Annotated in this window: 16 protein-coding genes; 3 read left to right on the forward strand and 13 right to left on the reverse strand. The window is 46.6% G+C overall.

The window, feature by feature from the left end; all coding sequences use genetic code 11:
- Window positions 1-2: 2 nt before the first annotated feature.
- The 8 genes from AKN87_RS08830 to rpmH all read right to left on the reverse strand — a co-directional run bounded on the left by AKN87_RS08830 (window position 3) and on the right by rpmH (window position 7,817).
- Window positions 3-797 (reverse strand): ParA family protein, encoded by a 795-nt coding sequence (locus AKN87_RS08830; protein WP_053100771.1) that lies wholly within the window; start codon window positions 795-797, stop codon window positions 3-5.
- A gap of 9 nt (window positions 798-806) precedes the next feature.
- Window positions 807-1,460: a 16S rRNA (guanine(527)-N(7))-methyltransferase RsmG gene (gene rsmG, locus AKN87_RS08835; RefSeq protein WP_053100772.1), complete on the reverse strand. Its 654-nt coding sequence runs from the start codon at window positions 1,458-1,460 to the stop codon at window positions 807-809.
- Window positions 1,460-3,358 (reverse strand): tRNA uridine-5-carboxymethylaminomethyl(34) synthesis enzyme MnmG, encoded by a 1,899-nt coding sequence (gene mnmG, locus AKN87_RS08840; RefSeq protein WP_053103191.1) that lies wholly within the window; start codon window positions 3,356-3,358, stop codon window positions 1,460-1,462. The genes rsmG and mnmG overlap by 1 nt, the downstream gene beginning before the upstream one ends.
- A 475-nt stretch (window positions 3,359-3,833) precedes the next feature.
- Window positions 3,834-5,201 (reverse strand): tRNA uridine-5-carboxymethylaminomethyl(34) synthesis GTPase MnmE, encoded by a 1,368-nt coding sequence (gene mnmE / locus AKN87_RS08845; protein WP_053100774.1) that lies wholly within the window; start codon window positions 5,199-5,201, stop codon window positions 3,834-3,836.
- A 95-nt stretch (window positions 5,202-5,296) separates the two neighbouring features.
- On the reverse strand, window positions 5,297-7,051 hold the full coding sequence (gene yidC / locus AKN87_RS08850; protein ID WP_053103192.1) for a membrane protein insertase YidC: 1,755 nt from the start codon (window positions 7,049-7,051) through the stop codon (window positions 5,297-5,299).
- A gap of 2 nt (window positions 7,052-7,053) precedes the next feature.
- Window positions 7,054-7,290, reverse strand: coding sequence for a membrane protein insertion efficiency factor YidD (gene yidD / locus AKN87_RS08855; protein WP_053100776.1), 237 nt, complete (start codon window positions 7,288-7,290; stop codon window positions 7,054-7,056).
- Complete coding sequence (gene rnpA, locus AKN87_RS08860) at window positions 7,287-7,661, reverse strand: ribonuclease P protein component (protein WP_053100777.1); 375 nt, start codon at window positions 7,659-7,661, stop codon at window positions 7,287-7,289. Before rnpA ends, yidD begins: the two co-directional genes overlap by 4 nt.
- A 21-nt stretch (window positions 7,662-7,682) precedes the next feature.
- Entirely contained in the window at window positions 7,683-7,817 is a 135-nt protein-coding gene (gene rpmH, locus AKN87_RS08865; RefSeq protein WP_053100778.1) for a 50S ribosomal protein L34, read from the reverse strand.
- A 585-nt stretch (window positions 7,818-8,402) separates the two neighbouring features.
- On the opposite strand from rpmH, the gene AKN87_RS08870 reads away from it, so the two are divergent.
- A complete protein-coding gene (locus AKN87_RS08870) occupies window positions 8,403-9,692 on the forward strand; it encodes a DUF2254 domain-containing protein (RefSeq protein WP_053103193.1) in 1,290 nt (429 codons plus the stop codon).
- Here the strand turns inward: AKN87_RS08870 and cueR are convergent.
- Genes cueR through AKN87_RS08885 form a run of 3 tightly spaced genes read right to left on the reverse strand, consistent with a single transcriptional unit; the run spans window position 9,689 to window position 13,167 of the window.
- Window positions 9,689-10,087, reverse strand: coding sequence for a Cu(I)-responsive transcriptional regulator (gene cueR / locus AKN87_RS08875; protein WP_053103194.1), 399 nt, complete (start codon window positions 10,085-10,087; stop codon window positions 9,689-9,691). The two genes, AKN87_RS08870 and cueR, sit on opposite strands and share 4 nt — an antisense overlap.
- A gap of 15 nt (window positions 10,088-10,102) precedes the next feature.
- Complete coding sequence (locus tag AKN87_RS08880; RefSeq protein ID WP_053103195.1) at window positions 10,103-12,577, reverse strand: heavy metal translocating P-type ATPase; 2,475 nt, start codon at window positions 12,575-12,577, stop codon at window positions 10,103-10,105.
- 56 nt (window positions 12,578-12,633) lie between these two features.
- Window positions 12,634-13,167 carry a 2OG-Fe(II) oxygenase gene (locus AKN87_RS08885; RefSeq protein WP_053103196.1) on the reverse strand — a complete coding sequence of 178 codons (534 nt, stop codon included), beginning with the start codon at window positions 13,165-13,167 and terminating at the stop codon, window positions 12,634-12,636.
- 26 nt (window positions 13,168-13,193) lie between these two features.
- On the opposite strand from AKN87_RS08885, the gene AKN87_RS08890 reads away from it, so the two are divergent.
- Window positions 13,194-13,967 carry a DUF2059 domain-containing protein gene (locus AKN87_RS08890; protein ID WP_331454190.1) on the forward strand — a complete coding sequence of 258 codons (774 nt, stop codon included), beginning with the start codon at window positions 13,194-13,196 and terminating at the stop codon, window positions 13,965-13,967.
- A gap of 225 nt (window positions 13,968-14,192) precedes the next feature.
- On the opposite strand, the gene rarD is transcribed toward AKN87_RS08890, so the two are convergent.
- Window positions 14,193-15,107 carry an EamA family transporter RarD gene (gene rarD, locus AKN87_RS08895; protein ID WP_053100804.1) on the reverse strand — a complete coding sequence of 305 codons (915 nt, stop codon included), beginning with the start codon at window positions 15,105-15,107 and terminating at the stop codon, window positions 14,193-14,195.
- A 58-nt stretch (window positions 15,108-15,165) separates the two neighbouring features.
- Window positions 15,166-15,720, reverse strand: a complete 555-nt coding sequence (locus AKN87_RS08900; protein ID WP_053103197.1) for a gamma carbonic anhydrase family protein — start codon at window positions 15,718-15,720, stop codon at window positions 15,166-15,168.
- 106 nt (window positions 15,721-15,826) lie between these two features.
- Between AKN87_RS08900 and prlC the strand changes: the two genes are divergently transcribed.
- A complete protein-coding gene (prlC, locus tag AKN87_RS08905) occupies window positions 15,827-17,872 on the forward strand; it encodes an oligopeptidase A (protein ID WP_053103198.1) in 2,046 nt (681 codons plus the stop codon).
- Window positions 17,873-17,893 lie beyond the last annotated feature (21 nt).

A 17,893-nucleotide genomic window follows, 5' to 3' on the forward strand; every position in this document is an offset into this window, starting at 1 on the left:
GTTTATTTACTCCGCCCCGCTGCACGTTTATTCGCCCGTTGACGCCGAGTTAGCTCAGTAGCCAAAGCTAAATACGCCTCAGCTCCTTTGGACGCTTTGTCATACACCAGCGCTGGCATACCGTGACTGGGAGCCTCAGCTAAACGAATGTTACGTGGAATAATGGTGTCATAGAGCTCATCTGGAAAGTGCTCTTTTAATTGTTCAGAGACATCATTCATCAGACTTAAACGGGCGTCATACATAGTGCGTAATACGCCTTCAATTTTCAGCTGAGGATTAATCACCGCAGCAATTTGCTGAATGCTGCCAATTAAGTCGGTCAGTCCTTCTAGTGCGTAGTACTCACACTGCATAGGAATAATCACACCATCAGCTGCAGCTAAGGCGTTAATCGTGAGCATATTTAGCGAAGGCGGACAGTCAATCAAAATAAAATCATAGTTATCTTTAACCGGCGCCAGCGCTTCCACTAAACGTTGCTCTTTATTAGGCAACTCCAACAAGGCTACCTCTGCCGCCGTAAGATCTCGGTTAGCTGGTAACAGCTGAAAACCGCCATGCTCAGAAAAATGAATCGCTTCAGCAAAATTACACTCACCCACCAGCACATCATAAATTGAATGCTCAAGATGATGTTTATCAACCCCACAACCGGTAGTGGCATTGCCTTGTGGATCTAAATCTATTAGCAAAACACGACGGCGGGTAGCCACCAGGGATGCGGCTAAGTTTACGCAGGTAGTGGTTTTACCCACACCACCTTTCTGGTTGGCAATGGCAAAAATTTTACCCATTGTGTTTCTCTACTCCACTTCGCTACGACGAAGAATAACTAGGTGCCGTTGACCTTGACAGCCAGGCACCGTTAAAACGTGACAGTGTTCCACCGCAAAATCTTGGGGCAACTGGGCAATTTCATCTTCTGGCTCAACCCCTTTCATCGCCAACCACTGAGTGCTTTGATTGCCGAGATGGCGGGTCCAGTTACTAAAGTCTTCTAAGGAGCTAAAAGCTCGCGAGACAATGCCAGTAAATGCCTGCTCCGGCTGCACTTGCTCGACTCGGCTATTGATAACCGTGAGGTTTTTTAGCCCTAACTCCAGCTGTACCTGTGTTAAAAAGCGGGTTTTTTTCCCTACCGAGTCAACCAAAGTGAAGTGTTTTTGCGGAAACAAAATCGCCAGTGGAATTCCAGGAATCCCACCACCGGTACCAATATCCGCTAAGTTATCCCCAGCTTGGGTCACGTAATGATGAATACTTAAACCATCCAACAGATGGCGAGACACCATTTCATCAATGTTACGCACCGCAGTTAAGTTATAGGCTTTATTCCATTTAGCCAATAAACCAAGATAAGCCAATAGCTGCTGCTGTTGCTCTGTGGATAACATAATCCCTAATTGTTTGGCTCCTTGCAGCAATTCATCAGCATGGGCTTGGGTCACCTTTGACATTAGGACTGACTCTCCACTTGTGCATGCGCCTCACGCTTTTTCAGATGAATCATTAACAAGGAAATTGCCGCCGGGGTTACTCCTGGAATACGCGAAGCTTGTCCTAGAGTTTCTGGACGATGCTGCTCAAGCTTAGATTGGATCTCTTTCGATAAACCCGAAATTTTCTGATAATCCAAGCCACTTGGTAATTTAGTTTCTTCACTGGCGCGCAATTTTTCAATTTCTTCCAGTTGTCGTGAAATATAACCAGCGTACTTGGTTTTAATTTCAATTTGCTCGGCCACCTGATCATTTTCAATTTCCGTGCCTGTGGCTTGCATTAAACCACGGTAGTCCACTTCCGGACGGGCTAACAAATTGAGCAAATTATATTCATGGGTCAAAGGCGTACCGAATTTTTCCATAATGGCTTTACCCGCTACGGTGTCTGGACGTACCCAAGTACTACGCAAACGCTGCTCTTCCTGAATAATGCCTTCACGCTTGGCTTCAAAGACAGCCCAGCGCGCATCGTCGACTAAACCAAGCTCACGACCTATTTCTGTTAAACGCAAGTCGGCGTTATCTTCACGCAAAATCAGTCGATACTCAGCGCGGGAAGTAAACATCCGATAAGGCTCTTGGGTACCCAAAGTAATTAGATCGTCAATTAATACCCCAAGATAAGCTTGGTCTCGACGTGGGTACCACGCCTCTTTACCTAGTGCGCGGCGGGCAGCATTGGTTCCGGCTAATAAACCTTGCACACCGGCTTCTTCATAGCCAGTGGTGCCGTTAATTTGCCCAGCAAAGAATAAACCATCAATCACCTTAGTTTCTAAGCTGTATTTCAAATCCCGCGGATCAAAGAAGTCATACTCAATTGCATAGCCTGGACGCAAGATGTGAGCATTTTCCATACCACGAATCGAGTGGACCAAGTCCAGCTGTACATCAAACGGCAATGAGGTAGAGATGCCATTGGGATACAGCTCGTGGGTGTTGAGTCCTTCAGGTTCTAAAAACACCTGATGACTTGGTTTATCGGAAAACCGATGAATTTTATCCTCAATCGATGGGCAGTAACGAGGGCCAATGCCTTCGATAGCACCCGCATCTGAATACATTGGTGAGCGATCAAGGTTATTAGCAATAATTTCGTGAGTCCGCTCATTGGTATGGGTAATCCAGCAACTCACTTGGGCTGGGTGATCGGTTTGACGGCCCATATAAGACATTACCGGCAACGGCGTATCGCCAGGTTGCTCAGTCATCACCGAGTATTCAACAGTACGTCCATCAATTCTAGGAGGAGTACCGGTTTTTAAGCGCGCTACGGTTAAAGGCAATTCACGTAAACGTTTAGCTAACGCATTGGCCGGTGGATCACCGGCTCGACCGCCCGAATAATTTTCTAGACCAATGTGGATCAAGCCACCTAGGAAAGTACCAGTAGTTAACACTACGTTGTCACACATAAAGCGTAGTCCCATTTGGGTAACAACGCCTTTTACTTGGTCTTGCTCAACAATCAGATCATCAGCCGCTTGTTGAAAAACCCATAAGTTAGGTTGGTTTTCAACAATTTCCCGAACGGCAGCTTTGTATAACACACGGTCAGCTTGTGCACGTGTGGCTCTGACTGCAGGCCCTTTACGGCTATTTAAAATACGAAATTGAATACCGCCTTTATCGGTTGCCATGGCCATGGCACCTCCAAGGGCATCAATTTCTTTAACCAAATGACTTTTACCAATACCACCAATCGCTGGGTTACAGCTCATTTGGCCAATGGTTTCAACATTGTGCGTTAACAACAGGGTTTTGACGCCTATACGAGCTGCAGCTAATGCAGCTTCAGTACCAGCATGGCCACCACCGATGACAATGACATCAAAACGGGAAGGATAATCCACCACGCACCTCAAGCTTGCTTGTTCGGGAATCTAATTAGAAGAAGGTGAATAGTATAGGAAATTTGTGTTTTTTTCAGAAGTAACTGCTTAAAGGCGATCAGGCTTTGTAGTTTTCCTAGCTCAGGTTTTGTAGTTTTGCTACATATCACATAGTAAACAATAATAGAATAGTTAATTCTTTTAAAAGATTATTATGGTTATTGTTATTAGTGTGCACTGTTTCTGTTACTAATCTAATAAATTCCTTTAAAAACATAGCTTTACAGTGTTTAAAAGTATGTGCTTATGCTTTTCAAATCAAGCGGATAGGCTCCTATTAAGCTGTGGGCAAACAGAGCACTTATCCACAACCCCTATCTGGCTACAGTTTATCGAACGATTATTGACCTAGCTTAGATCAGCTTATGCACAGGGTTTAAATTCAATAAACGAAAAAAAGCCAACCTCTAGGATTGGCTTTAAATGCTTGATTGAGCTATTTACCGATACAAAAACTAGAAAAAATTCTTCCCAATAAGTCGTCAGCACTAAATTCGCCGGTAATTTCCCCTAATGCTTGCTGTGCCTGTCGTAAATCCTCAGCTAATAACTCACCAGCACTAGCATGGATTAATTGCTGATAACCATGGGCTAAATGCTGCTGAGCTTGCTCTAATGCTGCTAAGTGACGCCGACGTGCACTAAAAGTGCTTTCTGCAGTCTGGCTATAACCCATGCAGGTTTTTAAGTGTTCACGCAGTAAATCAACGCCAGCGCCTGATTTGGCTGATAAGTTAATGCTGACATGGCCATCAGCGCTGCGTACTTCTTCAACGCAGCCTGCAGATAAGTCGATTTTATTTTGGATCAGTGTCACCTTATCCATAGCGGGCGCCTGCTCTAAAAACTCTGGCCACAAGGCAAAAGGATCGGCGGCCTCGGCGGCGGTAGAATCAACCACTAATAAAATCCGATCCGCTTGATCAATCGCTTGCAGGGCGCGTTTAACCCCAATTTGCTCTACCTGATCAGCAGTAGTACGTAAGCCCGCCGTATCCGTAATATGTAACGGCATGCCATCCAGATGAATATGCTCCTTCAACACATCCCGTGTAGTACCGGCTATATCTGTAACAATGGCTGCCTCATAACCTGCCAGGGCATTTAATAAGCTGGATTTACCGGCATTCGGGCGGCCAGCAATCACAACATTCATGCCATCGCGTAGCAAGGCACCTTGACCTGCTTCTTGTTGTACGGCGATTAGTTCAGCCTGCACTTTTTCTAATAACTGCTGAATATGGCCATCGGCTAAAAAGTCGATCTCCTCTTCAGGAAAATCAATCGCCGCTTCCACATGAATTCGCAGGGCAATTAATTGCTCGGTGAGCCCATGCACTCGTTTGGAAAACTCCCCTTGTAATGAACGCAAGGCATTACGCGCTGCCTGCTCAGAGCTTGCTTCAATTAGGTCAGCAATGGCTTCAGCCTGGGCAAGATCAAGCTTGTCATTTAAAAACGCCCGCTCACTAAACTCGCCTGGATTGGCTAACCGCGCGCCCAAGGCAATACACAATTTCAGCAGCATATCTAACACCACAGGCCCGCCGTGGCCTTGTAACTCCACCACATCTTCACCAGTAAAGGAGTGCGGATTGGGGAAGAATAAGCTCAGCCCTTGATCTAGCGGGTGCTGTTGCTGATCAAAAAATGGGCCGTAGTGGGCATAGCGCGGATTCAGCTGGCGCTGGGTGATTTGCTCACCAATCTGTCTGGCATTAGGACCGGATAAACGAATAATTCCAACGCCTCCACGGCCTTGGGCAGTAGCGATGGCGGCAATGGTGTCTTTATGATGACGCATAGGATACCTATAACAAAAGCGGCTTACGGCAAAATTATATGGGTTGCAATAAAAAAACGCTCCACAAGAGGAGCGTTTTTTATTATCCGTCCTGCTTAAGCACTAGCAGCAGCGGCTTTCTCAATTTTGCGCGTAATGTACCACTGCTGCGCAATTGAGAGAATGTTGTTAACTACCCAGTACAGTACCAGACCTGCAGGGAACCACAGGAAGAAGAAGGTAAAGATAATTGGCAGTAACTTCATCACTTTAGCCTGCATTGGGTCCGGCGGTGTTGGGTTCAGCATTTGCTGAATAAACATGCTGGCGCCCATAATGATTGGCAGAATAAAGTAGGGGTCTTTACTGGATAAGTCGGTTAGCCAGAACATCCAAGGCGCTTGGCGCATCTCTACGCTTTCGAGTAACACCCAATACAAGGCTAAGAAAACCGGCATCTGCAATAAAATAGGCAAGCATCCACCCAATGGGTTGATCTTTTCTTTTTTATACAGCTCCATCATGCCTTGGGATAACTTTTGACGGTCATCACCATACTTTTCTTTTAATGCTTGCATCTTTGGTGCAACTGCGCGCATCCGTGCCATTGAGCGATAGCTGGCGGCTGATAATGGGAAGAACGCCAGTTTAATTAGCACCGTCAACATAATAATTGACCAGCCCCAGTTCCCTAAAAGACTGTGGATTAAACTCAGTAACCAGAAAATCGGCTGAGCGATAAACCAAAGGAAACCATAGTCAACGGTTAACTCTAAACCTGGGGATAACTTTTTCAGATGCGACTGAATTTTAGGCCCCGCATACAAGGTAGCCGTTAAGCTTTGTTGCTGACCTGGCGCAATATTAACTGCATCGGCAGTATAGCCAACAATATAATTACCCTGACTATCTTTACGGGTTAAATAGTTATTGCTCTGATTTGAATCAGCTACCCAAGCAGTAACAAAGTAGTGCTGCAACCACGCAATCCAGCCACCTTGTACTTTTTCAGCAAAACGCTTGTCGTCCATTTTACCCATGGACATCTTTTTGTAAGGCTCATCTGGGGTCCACATAGCCGCACCAATATAGGTTGCGGTACTAGCAGCGCCTGCAGATGAAGGATCACCCGAGTCATCACGTTTTAATTGTGCAAAGAGATTACCTTGCCAAGTGCTTTGGCTTTGGTTATCCACAATGTAGGCCACATCAATTTGATACGCCTGCTGATTGACGCATTCTACGCGGCGTTGCTCAATTTGCGTAGCGGAACAACTTGCATCTAAACCACGATGAAAGGTAAAACGCTTGGTGTAATTAACCCCTTGTTCACTGAATAACAGATCAACCTGTAACTGTTCTTGTTGTTCTGTTAGACGGTAATCAGTCTGAGCTGCACGATAAAGTGGACGTCCTTCGGCGCGCGCATCAGGTCCATTGGCACCGGCTAAACCACTTTGCGCCACATACAGGTGCTGTTGGTTATCAGTGAATAACTGAAAAGGAACCTCAGGATTTTTAGTGCTGCGCGGATACTGTAAAAGCTTTAGCTCAACAATATCGCCACCGACAGGGTTAATTGCCAGCGACATCACATCCGTTTGGACACGAATCAATTGCTGAGAATTAGCTTCGGTGGTGCTAGGTAAATCGCTAGGAGCAACGGCAGAGTCTGCAGTTTGACCTTGTGCAATAACCGGTAAGTCTTCGTTATCCACAGCGGCAATGCTAGGCACATCAGCATGCTGCTGAGTGACTTGAGCAATGTCTGTGGGTAACTGTTCGTGTCCGTAGTCTTCGTTCCACTTTAATACCATCACATAAGACACAATGGCTAGTGCAACGAGTAATACCGTGCGTTGGATATCCATGATTACTTGGCCGTAGAAGATGAACTGGGTGGAGGAACTGGGTCATAACCGCCAGCGTTCCAAGGATGGCAACGTCCAAGACGACGTGCCGATAACCATCCACCGCGAATAATTCCATGTTGTTCTATTGCTTCAACAGCATAATGTGAACAACTAGGATAAAAGCGGCAATGGCTGGCCATCATAGGGCTAATGGCATATTGATAAAAACGAATAGGCAATAACACCAGTTTTTTCATGGTGATTGCTCAATACTGGCTTGTGTTCTACGCAGTAAGCGTTGCCAAAGCTTATCGAATTGCTTGTTCAACTCAATATTCTCTAAATCAGCAGCACCTTTTCTTGCAATCACCACTAAATCTAAGCCTGCAAGCTTAGCCTGATGATGACGGAAAGATTCACGTATCTGACGTTTTAAACGATTTCGTTCAACAGCTAGTTTTACGTTTTTTTTGCCTATAACCAACCCAAGTCGGGCATGACTGAGTTGGTTATAGCGCACAAGAATCAGAATAGTTTTATCTGAAACCTTGTTATCAGCCTTATCGAAAACTGCTTTGAATTGACTAGGCTTTAAAAGACGCTTGTCTTTTTCAAAACAGAAACTCACCGATAAATCCGATGAATAGGATTAAGCGCTTAAACGCTTACGGCCTTTAGCACGACGACGAGCAAGAATTGCACGACCGCTTTTAGTAGCCATACGAGCACGGAAACCGTGGTTACGAGCACGTTTAATAACACTTGGTTGGAATGTACGTTTCATAGTTTTGTTACCTGGTGACTTCTTTGGGCAAATGGGTCCCGAAGTGGTCCCCGATTTAAATAGACAGGCGATTCTATTGAAAGCAGCGGCTAAGGTCAATTCTCTAGTGATTAAAATTTGCCCAGCTCATAAGAATTAGTGGCATTTTGCCTGAAACCTTAACGAGCAAAAAATAATGAATTCACTGATTAACATAATAAAAATAGATAAATAAAGTTTTTAAAGATTATTTTTATTGTTGTTATTAGGTTCCGATAAAAAATGTATAAAGTAAATAATCTTTTAAAAATCAGTAATTTATTGGATTTTCAACTGTGCTGAAAACAGCTTCTCAACAGGTGCAAGTGGTGAGTGTAAGCTGTGGGTAAGATGTCAGCTTATGCACAGCTTAAAAAAACTAAAGGTTATGCACAGCCTGGTGCAAAATGTTTAGGCTCAGTTGTGCACAGGGTTTAGGGAATTGATATTTATCAGGCTAAGGTAATAAAAAAGGATGGATTTTTTATTTGCATGGTCAGAGGTGATTGGTAATAAATAGTTTGTTTCGGTATGTGATAAAGCTGTGTGTAACTTGGAGGTAAGTTAATGAAAGCCCACCTGAAATGGTCGCTAAAAAATCTACTAAAAGAAATTTGGGTACGGGCGACCTTGTACTCATTACTAGGTGTTGCAACGGCTTTGCTGGCGTTATGGCTAAACGATTATGTACCCGATTCATTGGCAGGTAAGTTTGGTAGTGAGTCTGTGGATAAGATTTTGAATATCTTATCTTCAAGCATGTTAGCTGTGACCACCTTTTCTTTAAGCACTATGATTGGTGCTTATAGTTCAGCCAGCGGTGGGGCTACACCTCGGGCTACTCAGCTATTAGTGCAGGATGCCACTACGCAAAATGTACTTTCTAGCTTTGTTGGCTCATTTTTATTCAGTGTGGTGGGGATTATTGCACTGAACATGGGCATTTATGGTGAACGCAGTAAGGTGGTGCTGTTTATTGCCACGCTCTGCGTCCTGTGTTTTGTGGTGTATAACTTATTACGCTGGATTAATCATCTCACCAAGTTTGGGCGCTTAGGAGAGACCACCAGTCGCGTTGAAAAAGTCACTGAAGCTGCTTTAGAGAAACACGCTAAAATGCCGTATTTAGGCGCTTTACCTCTTAGCCAAGCGCCAGTTATTTCGGCTACAGCCGAGCAGATTTACTCACCTAAAGCAGGCTATGTGCAGTACATCGATATGGACGCTTTAGGGGCAATTTGTAATCAACCGGATAAATATATCTATTGCTTAGTTTTGCCGGGCAATTTTTGCTTGCCTAGCACTGTACTTGCTAAAACAGTGGGCTTATCGGCAAAAGAGCAGCAGTTAGTGGCGAATGCATTTGCGTTAGATATTCAGCGCTCTTACGAGCAAGATCCACGTTTTGGTTTGTGTGCGTTATCTGAGGTTGCATCACGGGCTTTATCACCGGCGGTTAATGATCCTGGTACAGCGATTGATGTTATTAGCCGAGGTACACGTTTGCTCGCTAAATATGCTAACGAGCGCCAAGATAGACTCGACTTACCCGTACGTAAGAACTGCACACAAATTTATTGCGGGCAGGCTACGGTAGAAGATTTTTTTGATGATTTTTTTACTCCGATTGCGCGTGATGGAGCCGCTTTGATTGAAGTGGATATTACTCTGCAAAAATCATTGCGGCACTTAGCGGAAACCGCGCCAGCACTGTATCAAGCAGTTGCTTATGGTCACGCCAAAATGGTCGTAAAGCGCGCAAATGCGGTGTTATTGGTCGATGAAGATAAACAGCGGCTGCAGCGCCAGCTTGATCGGTTTGAGCAGTTGGTTGCAGATACTAAGCACAGTGATTAATTTGGCTTAAGCGCCAAGTTATTAATAATCGGGCATTCTGGGTGCTGATCCCCGTGGCATTGCTCAGTTAAGTTTAATAGTTTTTGGCGCATGCTTTGTAATTGTTCGATGGATTGCTCTAACTCCTCAATATATTGCTCGGCAATGGCCTTTACATCAGCACTGTGCCGCTGACTGTTTTGCCAGAGGCTCAGTAGTTGCTGGATACGGGGTAGAGAAAAGCCTAATTCTCGAGCCTGCTTAATAAAGCACAGTTGCTCAATTGCTGCCGCTGAGTAATAACGATAACCAGACTCGTTGCGTGAGGGCGCTGGCAGTAGGCCAATCTGTTCGTAGTAACGAATCATTTTACGGCTAATGCCCGATGCTTTAGCTGCGGCACCAATGGTTTTCATTTGGCTCTCCATTAATTAGCCCGCGAGTTTGGGCTGAAAACTGCGTAAACGCAGTGCATTAGTAATTACAAAAATACTCGAGAAGGCCATCGCCCCTGCGGCAAATATGGGGGATAACAAGGTGCCATTGATCGGGTAAAGCACACCCGCAGCCACAGGAATCAGGGCGGTGTTATAGGCAAATGCCCAAAATAAGTTTTGTTTAATATTACGCAGCGTAGCAGCTGAAATTTGTAGCGCATTAACGACCCCAGTTAACTGACCTGACATTAGCACCACATCGGCCGCCTCAATGGCAATATCCGTACCCGTGCCAATGGCAATCCCAACTTCCGCGGTGGCGAGGGCTGGCGCATCATTGATGCCATCACCGACATAAGCTACTGGGCCGTATTGTTGCTGGAGTTGTTGTACCGCTGCGACTTTTTCTGCCGGCATAACTTCAGCAATCACTTGATCAATCCCTAGCTGTTTGGCTATGGCCTGAGCCGTATGTTGGTTATCGCCAGTAATCATGGCTACTTTTAAGCCTTTTTGATGCAGGCTGTTGATAGCTACCGGGGTGCTAGATTTAATCGGGTCAGCTACGGCAAATAATCCAGCTAACTGATTATCAACCGCCACATACATAGGCGTTTTTCCTTGATTGGCGAGGGCTGTAGCTTGCTCAGAAAAAGAATCAAGGGAAATGTTTTGTTGCCGCATTAAGCGGTCAGCACCAATTACAATAGCGTGTTGCTCAATTGTGGCGCTAATACCCAAGCCGGTTAAGGACTGAAAATCTGTAATGGCTAGTAATTCTAGTTGTTGCGCCTGCGCCGCCTGCACAATGGCTTGCGCAACCGGATGTTCTGAGGACTGCTCAACTGAGGCCAGCCATTGCAATAGCTGATCTGCGCTAAAGCCTGGGCTGGGGATTAAGTCTGTTAAGGTCGGTTTACCTTCGGTTAGGGTACCGGTTTTATCCACCGCCACCACTTGAGTCTGTTGTAGGCTTTGCAACGCAATCCCTTGGCGAAATAAGACGCCGAGCTGCGCAGCGCGACCTGTGCCGACCATAATTGAAGTGGGGGTCGCCAATCCCATGGCGCAAGGACAGGCAATGATTAAGACCGCAACGGCATTAACTAAGGCTAAACTTAGGGCACTGGCTGGAGCAAAGATCAGCCAAGCGAAAAAGGTTAGCAAGGCTGCGAGCATAACTGCCGGTACAAACCACGCGGTAACTTTATTAACTAAGTCTTGAATGGGCAGTTTAGCCCCTTGAGCATGCTCGACCAGCCGAATAATTTGCGCCAGTACTGTATGTTCAGTGGTTTGCTGCACCTGCATAGTTAAATGCCCAGCCTGATTCACCGTGCCACTCATTAAGCTATCACCCTGAGCTTTAGCTACCGGAATGGGCTCGCCACTGAGCATTGATTCGTCAACAAAACTAGTACCAGTTAAGACTAGGCCATCTAAGGGAATCCGCTCGCCAGGGCGAATCGCTAGCTGATCACCCAGCTGTACTTGTTCAATAGGACACTGGCTTTGCTGGCCATCGGCTTGGATCAGCCAGGCGGTTTTAGGCTGCAGCTGAACTAAGCCTTGGATCGCTGCTGAAGTATTACTTTTGGCTTTAGCTTCTAAGAAGCGACCTAAGATAATCAGAGCAATAATGACTCCGACCGCTTCGTAATACACATTCACTGTACCGCCGGGTAACAGCTGTGGGAAAAACGTAGCCACTAGGGAATAGCCAAAGGCAGCACTAGTACCCAAGGCGACTAAGGAGTTCATATCCGGTGATAAGCGCCACAGGGCTTGCCAGCCTTGCTTAAGTAGCTGACGTCCAGGAAGCAAAAGGGCAGCCGCGGCTAATAATCCTTGAATAAGCCAGAGTGTCGATTGCCCTATATTTTGATCAAGCCACTTAGCAAAGGATGGTATGAGATGTCCGCCCATTTCCAGAATAAACAGCGGCACAGCAAAGGTCAGCGCCAACCATAATTGCTGTTTGAGGTGCTGTAGCTGAGTACTGGTTTGCAGCTGTTGTTGCTGGTGAGTTGCGGTGATTGAAGCATCAGCGGTGAGCACCTGTGCGCTAAAGCCTTTTTGCTCAATGGCTTGAATTAACTTATCCACAGCGACCTGTCCGGTACTGACCTGGGCTTGTTGGGTGGCTAAATTAACATTGGCGTGAATCACACCTGGTACTGCCAATAAGGCGTTTTCAATGCGGCGCACACAGGAGGCGCAACTCATTCCCTCAATCGCAAGTTCCAACTGTGCAGGTTTAGGTTCAAAGCCTAATTGCTTTAAGGTGTGGATAATTTGCTCGGCAGGCACCAGTGGCTTAGCCGTGACGGTGACTTCTTGGGTAACGAGATTGGCATTAACTGAGGTAACACCAGGCAGTGTGGATAACTTACGTTCGATGCGTCCCACGCAGGAGGCGCAACTCATGCCATTAACCAAAAGGGTAAAGGGAACAGATGCTGCGTTCATGGGAAACTCCTTAACTGATCATGGGGTTCAGGATAAAGCTTCCCATGAGGTGAAGGTCAAGTATTAAACGAGCCAAGGATAGATAAATGTTGCCGAGTGGCAGCTAATAGCTCGCTGGAAAGTTCTGCCTTAAAAAACACTAATGTTCCTGCCCGAGGTTGAATATCATGGCTGCGTTGTGCGGATAAGTGTAAGCGTAGCTCACCAGCAAACTCTGGTAACCAGCCATCATTGAGTAATAACACGCTATTGATAGCCGCTGTCGGTGCGCTAGGGAGTGAAAGGGCAGGTGCTGAGCTTGGTCTGCAGCAAAAATAGCTGTGGTAATGAGTCAGCGATAGTGCAAGGTGCTGACTAAAGGTCTGCTGCAGCTTGTGCATAATTGCTAGGTAGCGCGCTATAGCGGGACTCTGATTGCTTTGCAGTGAAAATTCAGCTGAGAAGTCAGCCGTTTGTGCAAAGCGTTGGCACTCTTTGGCCAGTTCAGTGGTCAGATCAACCGGCATAAATACATTTTGTTGCGACCAACCATGGCTGGCTAAGTCATCGGCAACTCGAATAAATAAAGGGTGGGGCGCAACAGTATTCATTGGGTTCTCTCGTAGGTATTTAATTAATGATGCAACCTTTTTCAACTTTACGCTTAACATCTAGCTGGACTCAGTCGTGGCGCGCACTGGTACTAACGCTAGGTGGTTTAATGAGCAGTTCAGCCTTGGCCGACACTGTGGAGCAACTCTATCAACAGGCGGGCTGGGCACAACAGCGCACGCATTTTACCCAAGCTTTACAGCATACGCAGCAAGGCTTTAAGGGCAGTTTACCCGAGGTGGTTTATCAGGCTTTGTTAGAAAATAGTAATCAGCGCTTTGCGCCTGATAAGTTACGCCAGCAAGCGCTTAATACACTGCGCAGTCAACTTACTCAGGCAGATCCGGCATTAGCATTTTTTAGTAGTCCGTTAGGGCGTAAAGTAGTGGCAGCTGAAACCACGGCGACATCACCGTCCACCTTACGTCAATATCAACAAGGAATTCCCAAGCAGCCATTAGAAGTTTCGCGTCAGCTAGTATTGCGCCAGCTAGGTGAGCATATTCCTTTTGCCGAGGCGGGAGCCGAAGTGGCGCTGGCGCTAAGTAGTGTAGCCGCTAGTAGCTTAACCCAGATGATTCCTGGGGTATTTAGCTCAGCCCAGACTAATGATTTACTGGGTTCACAGCGGCAACATCTAGTTCAGCAAATGAATCAAGATTTAGATAATACGTTAGCCTTGGTTTATCGAGACTTAAGTGACGAAGAGTTAGAGCAATACTTGGCTTTTGCTCAGTCAGCCAGTGGTCAAGCCTATTTTAGCGCGGCCTTAAAAGCGGTACAGGCAGCGCTGCATTAAGTTAACGCTGAAACAGCTTACCCCACAGCTTAGCCAGAGGATTAGCGCGCTCGGTGCTAAGCTGTGGATTGCCACATTTTGGGCACTTAGAAAACACGGTATGGCCTTCAATTACAGCATCTGATTACGGCTGTACGGTTTGCTGCCACTGACATTGGTGGCAGCGGTAAGTGAGGGCTGGGGGCGCAATAGGCATGGACGACTCCTACTAAGTGCTATGCGAGTTTACTTTTTGGCTGGGGCAAGGGCGCGCTGATTGCGTTTAAAGGTACGCCATAAATCAAAACTGTAAATCACTAAGGCTACCCAGATACAACCAAAGGCCAGCATTGAGGTAGTAGAAAATTGCTCGTTATAGATAAAGATGGCTTGGAGCAAAACTAAAGTTGGCGCAATGTACTGCAAAAATGCCAGCGATGCATAGGGAATAGTGCGGGCAGCCATGTTAAAACAGATCAATGGAATCAAGGTCACTGGCCCTGCGGCAATCAGCCAAAAGGTTTCTGCTTGGCTAAAAAAGCTTAGCCCTTGGTGGGTGCTATTCGGGTAAAACACCAACCAAGCCAAGGTAATAGGAATTAACAACCACGTCTCAATTGCCAGTCCTGGTAGCGCATCGACCGGTGCTTGCTTACGTAATAAGCCATAAAAGCCAAAGCTAAAGGCCAGCACTAACGATACCCAAGGCAAGGCGCCTAGTTGCCAGACTTGAATAGCCACACCGAGTGCTGCAAAGCCCATGGCAAACCACTCTGTTTTACGCAGACGCTCGCCTAAAAACAGCATGCCTAACAGCACGTTGACCAAGGGATTAATGTAATAACCGAGGCTGGCTTCAACCATACGATCATGGTTAACCGCCCATACATACAGCAACCAGTTACAGGCAATTAACAGCCCAGATAAAGCCAGCACACCAATCCGTTTAGGATGCTGGCGCAATTCTTGCCACCAGTGTGGATGTTTCCATATCAGTAACAGTAGCCCTGCACCAATTGCCGACCACAACACACGGTGAGCAATGACTTCAATGGCGGGTACTGCTTCGAGATTTTTGAAAAATAAGGGGAATAACCCCCATAACACATAAGCCAACAGACCTAATAAATAGCCTTGTTTGGTTGAGAGTGGCGCTTGCATAAGATTAGCCTGCTAATAAATAGTGCTAGCTTAACAAAGCGTCAGATTTTTGGGCGATTCAAGGCGAACTATTTTCCTGATGGGCTTCAGCAAGGTACTGATCTTTTAAGTTCACGTAGTTCTGCGCTGTGTACTGTAAAAAAGCGTATTCTTGCTCGGTAAGGGCGCGTACCGCTTGAGCTGTATTACCTTTATAAACAAAACCGCTGGCTAAGCGTTTATTCGGTGGCACTAGACTTCCGGCAGCTAAAATCAATTGATCTTCAAGGATCGCACCATCCATCACCGTTGCATTCATCCCAATTAGTACCTGATTGCCAATACGACAGCCATGGAGTAGGGCTTGATGGCCAATGGTCACGTAATCGCCAATGATTAACGGCTGTCCTGCACCGGTAAAAGGGCCCGCATGGGTGATATGCAATACACTGCCATCTTGAATACTGCAGCCTTTGCCTATACGTATACTGTGCATATCCCCTCGAATCACTGCCATGGGCCAGACCGAGCAATCGTCTCCTAAGTGAACATCGCCAATCACTACGGCACTGGGATCAATCATCACCCGCTGGCCTAAGCGAGGAGTACAATTTTGAAATGAACGCAAAGGCATATGGCTTCTCCTAACGGGGTACACTAGTTAACGATTAAACCTGTAACTGGGCGTAGCACAGCGTAAAACGATCCAGTACAGCATGAATTATTTTAAGGCAGAGATTATGACTACAGAGCTTAACCCATTACTTCAAGACTTTGATTTACCCCCATACTCACAGATTCGTCCAGAGCATGTGCAGCCAGCGATTGAGCAGATTTTAGCCGAGAGTCGTCAGGCCATTGCTAAGTTGTTGCCGCAGCAACAGCCTACTTGGGAATCGTTAATTCAGCCGATGGATGAGTTAGGGGCAAGGCTAAATCGGGCGTGGAGTCCGGTGAGCCATTTAAATGCGGTATGCAATAATCCTGAGTTGCGTGCCGCCTATGAAGCCTGCTTACCCTTGTTATCAGAGTTCTCGACGGAGCTTGGGCAAAATAAACAGCTTTTTGAGGCCTATCAAGCCCTAGCTAAGAGTCCAGCGGCGAGTGAGTTTGCCCAAGCGCAAAGCACTATTTTACAAAATGAACTACGTGACTTTCATTTGTCGGGAATTGATTTACCCACAGAGCAGCAACACCGTTATGGTGAGATACAAATGCAGCTCTCCGAGCTGACCAGCCAGTTCGCTAACCAGCTGCTGGATGCTACCCAAGCCTGGACCAAGCACATTACCGATGAAGCTGAGCTAGCCGGCATCACCGACTCAGCCAAAGCCCAGATGGCGGAAGCGGCGAAAGCTAAAAACTTAGACGGTTGGTTAATTACCCTAGAATTTCCTAGCTACTATGCGGTGATTACCTATGCCGATAATCGCCAGTTGCGTGAGGAAATTTATCGAGCCTACGCTACTCGTGCTTCTGATCAAGGGCCTAATGCCGGACAGTTTGATAACGGCCCAGTGATGGAGCAAATTCTGACGTTACGCGCAGAACTGGCCAAATTATTAGGTTTTGCCAATTACAGTGAGCTGTCGTTGGCGACCAAAATGGCGGAAACCAATCAGCAAGTGCTGGATTTTCTGCACGACTTAGCCAGCCGTAGTTTACCCTTTGCCAAGCAAGATCTAGCCGAGCTGAAAGCCTTTGCCCAAGAGCAAGGCTGCGCTGAATTTCAAGTATGGGATATGAGCTATTACAGCGAAAAACTGCGCCAGCAAAAGTACAGCATCAGCCAAGAAGAACTGCGCGCGTACTTTCCAATTGATACCGTGCTTAATGGCATGTTTGAGATTGTTCAGCGGTTGTTTGGAATTGAGATTCAAGAAGTCACGGACTTTGATCGCTGGCACCCAGAAGTTCGCTTGTTTGAGATTCAAGAAAATGGCCAGCGTTTAGGGCGTTTCTTTTTTGACTTGTATGCGCGGGCGAATAAGCGCGGTGGCGCCTGGATGGATGGCGCCCGTGATCAGTACCGCAATGCCCAAGGCGAGCTCATCACCCCAGTGGCCAATTTGGTGTGTAACTTTACGCCAGCGGTAGAAGGCCAACCGGCGCTGCTAACCCATGATGAAGTCACCACCTTGTTCCACGAGTTTGGTCATGGGCTGCACCATATGCTGACAGAGATTGAGTTCTCTGGCGTTTCTGGAATTAACGGCGTGGCGTGGGATGCGGTCGAGTTACCTAGCCAATTTATGGAAAACTGGTGCTGGGAGCCCGAGGGCTTAGCGCTGATTTCTGCCCATTACCAAACCGGCGAAGCTTTACCTAAAGCCTTACTGGATAAGATGCTGGCGGCGAAAAACTTCCACTCCGGTTTAATGATGGTGCGCCAGTTGGAGTTTTCGTTATTTGATTTTGAACTGCACGCAACCCACGGTGATGGCCGTAGTGTGCTAGAGGTGTTAAATCAAGTGCGCGAGCAGGTTGCCGTTAGTGTTCCGCCCGCTTGGAACCGTTTTGCTAATAGCTTTGCCCATATTTTTGCCGGCGGTTATGCGGCAGGTTATTACAGTTACAAATGGGCTGAGGTGTTATCAGCCGATGCTTTCTCACGTTTTGAAGAAGAAGGTATTTTAAACCCAGCCACTGGCCGAGCTTTCCGCCAAGCGATTTTAGCCCGTGGTGGCTCCTTAGCGCCGATGGATTTGTTTGTTGATTTCCGTGGTCGTAAACCTTCAATTGATGCATTATTGCGTCACAGTGGTTTAACTACCCAAGCCGCTTGATGAGAATTAACAACGGAACCA

The sequence above is a fragment of the Thiopseudomonas alkaliphila genome (assembly GCF_001267175.1).
Lineage (GTDB): Bacteria > Pseudomonadota > Gammaproteobacteria > Pseudomonadales > Pseudomonadaceae > Oblitimonas > Oblitimonas alkaliphila.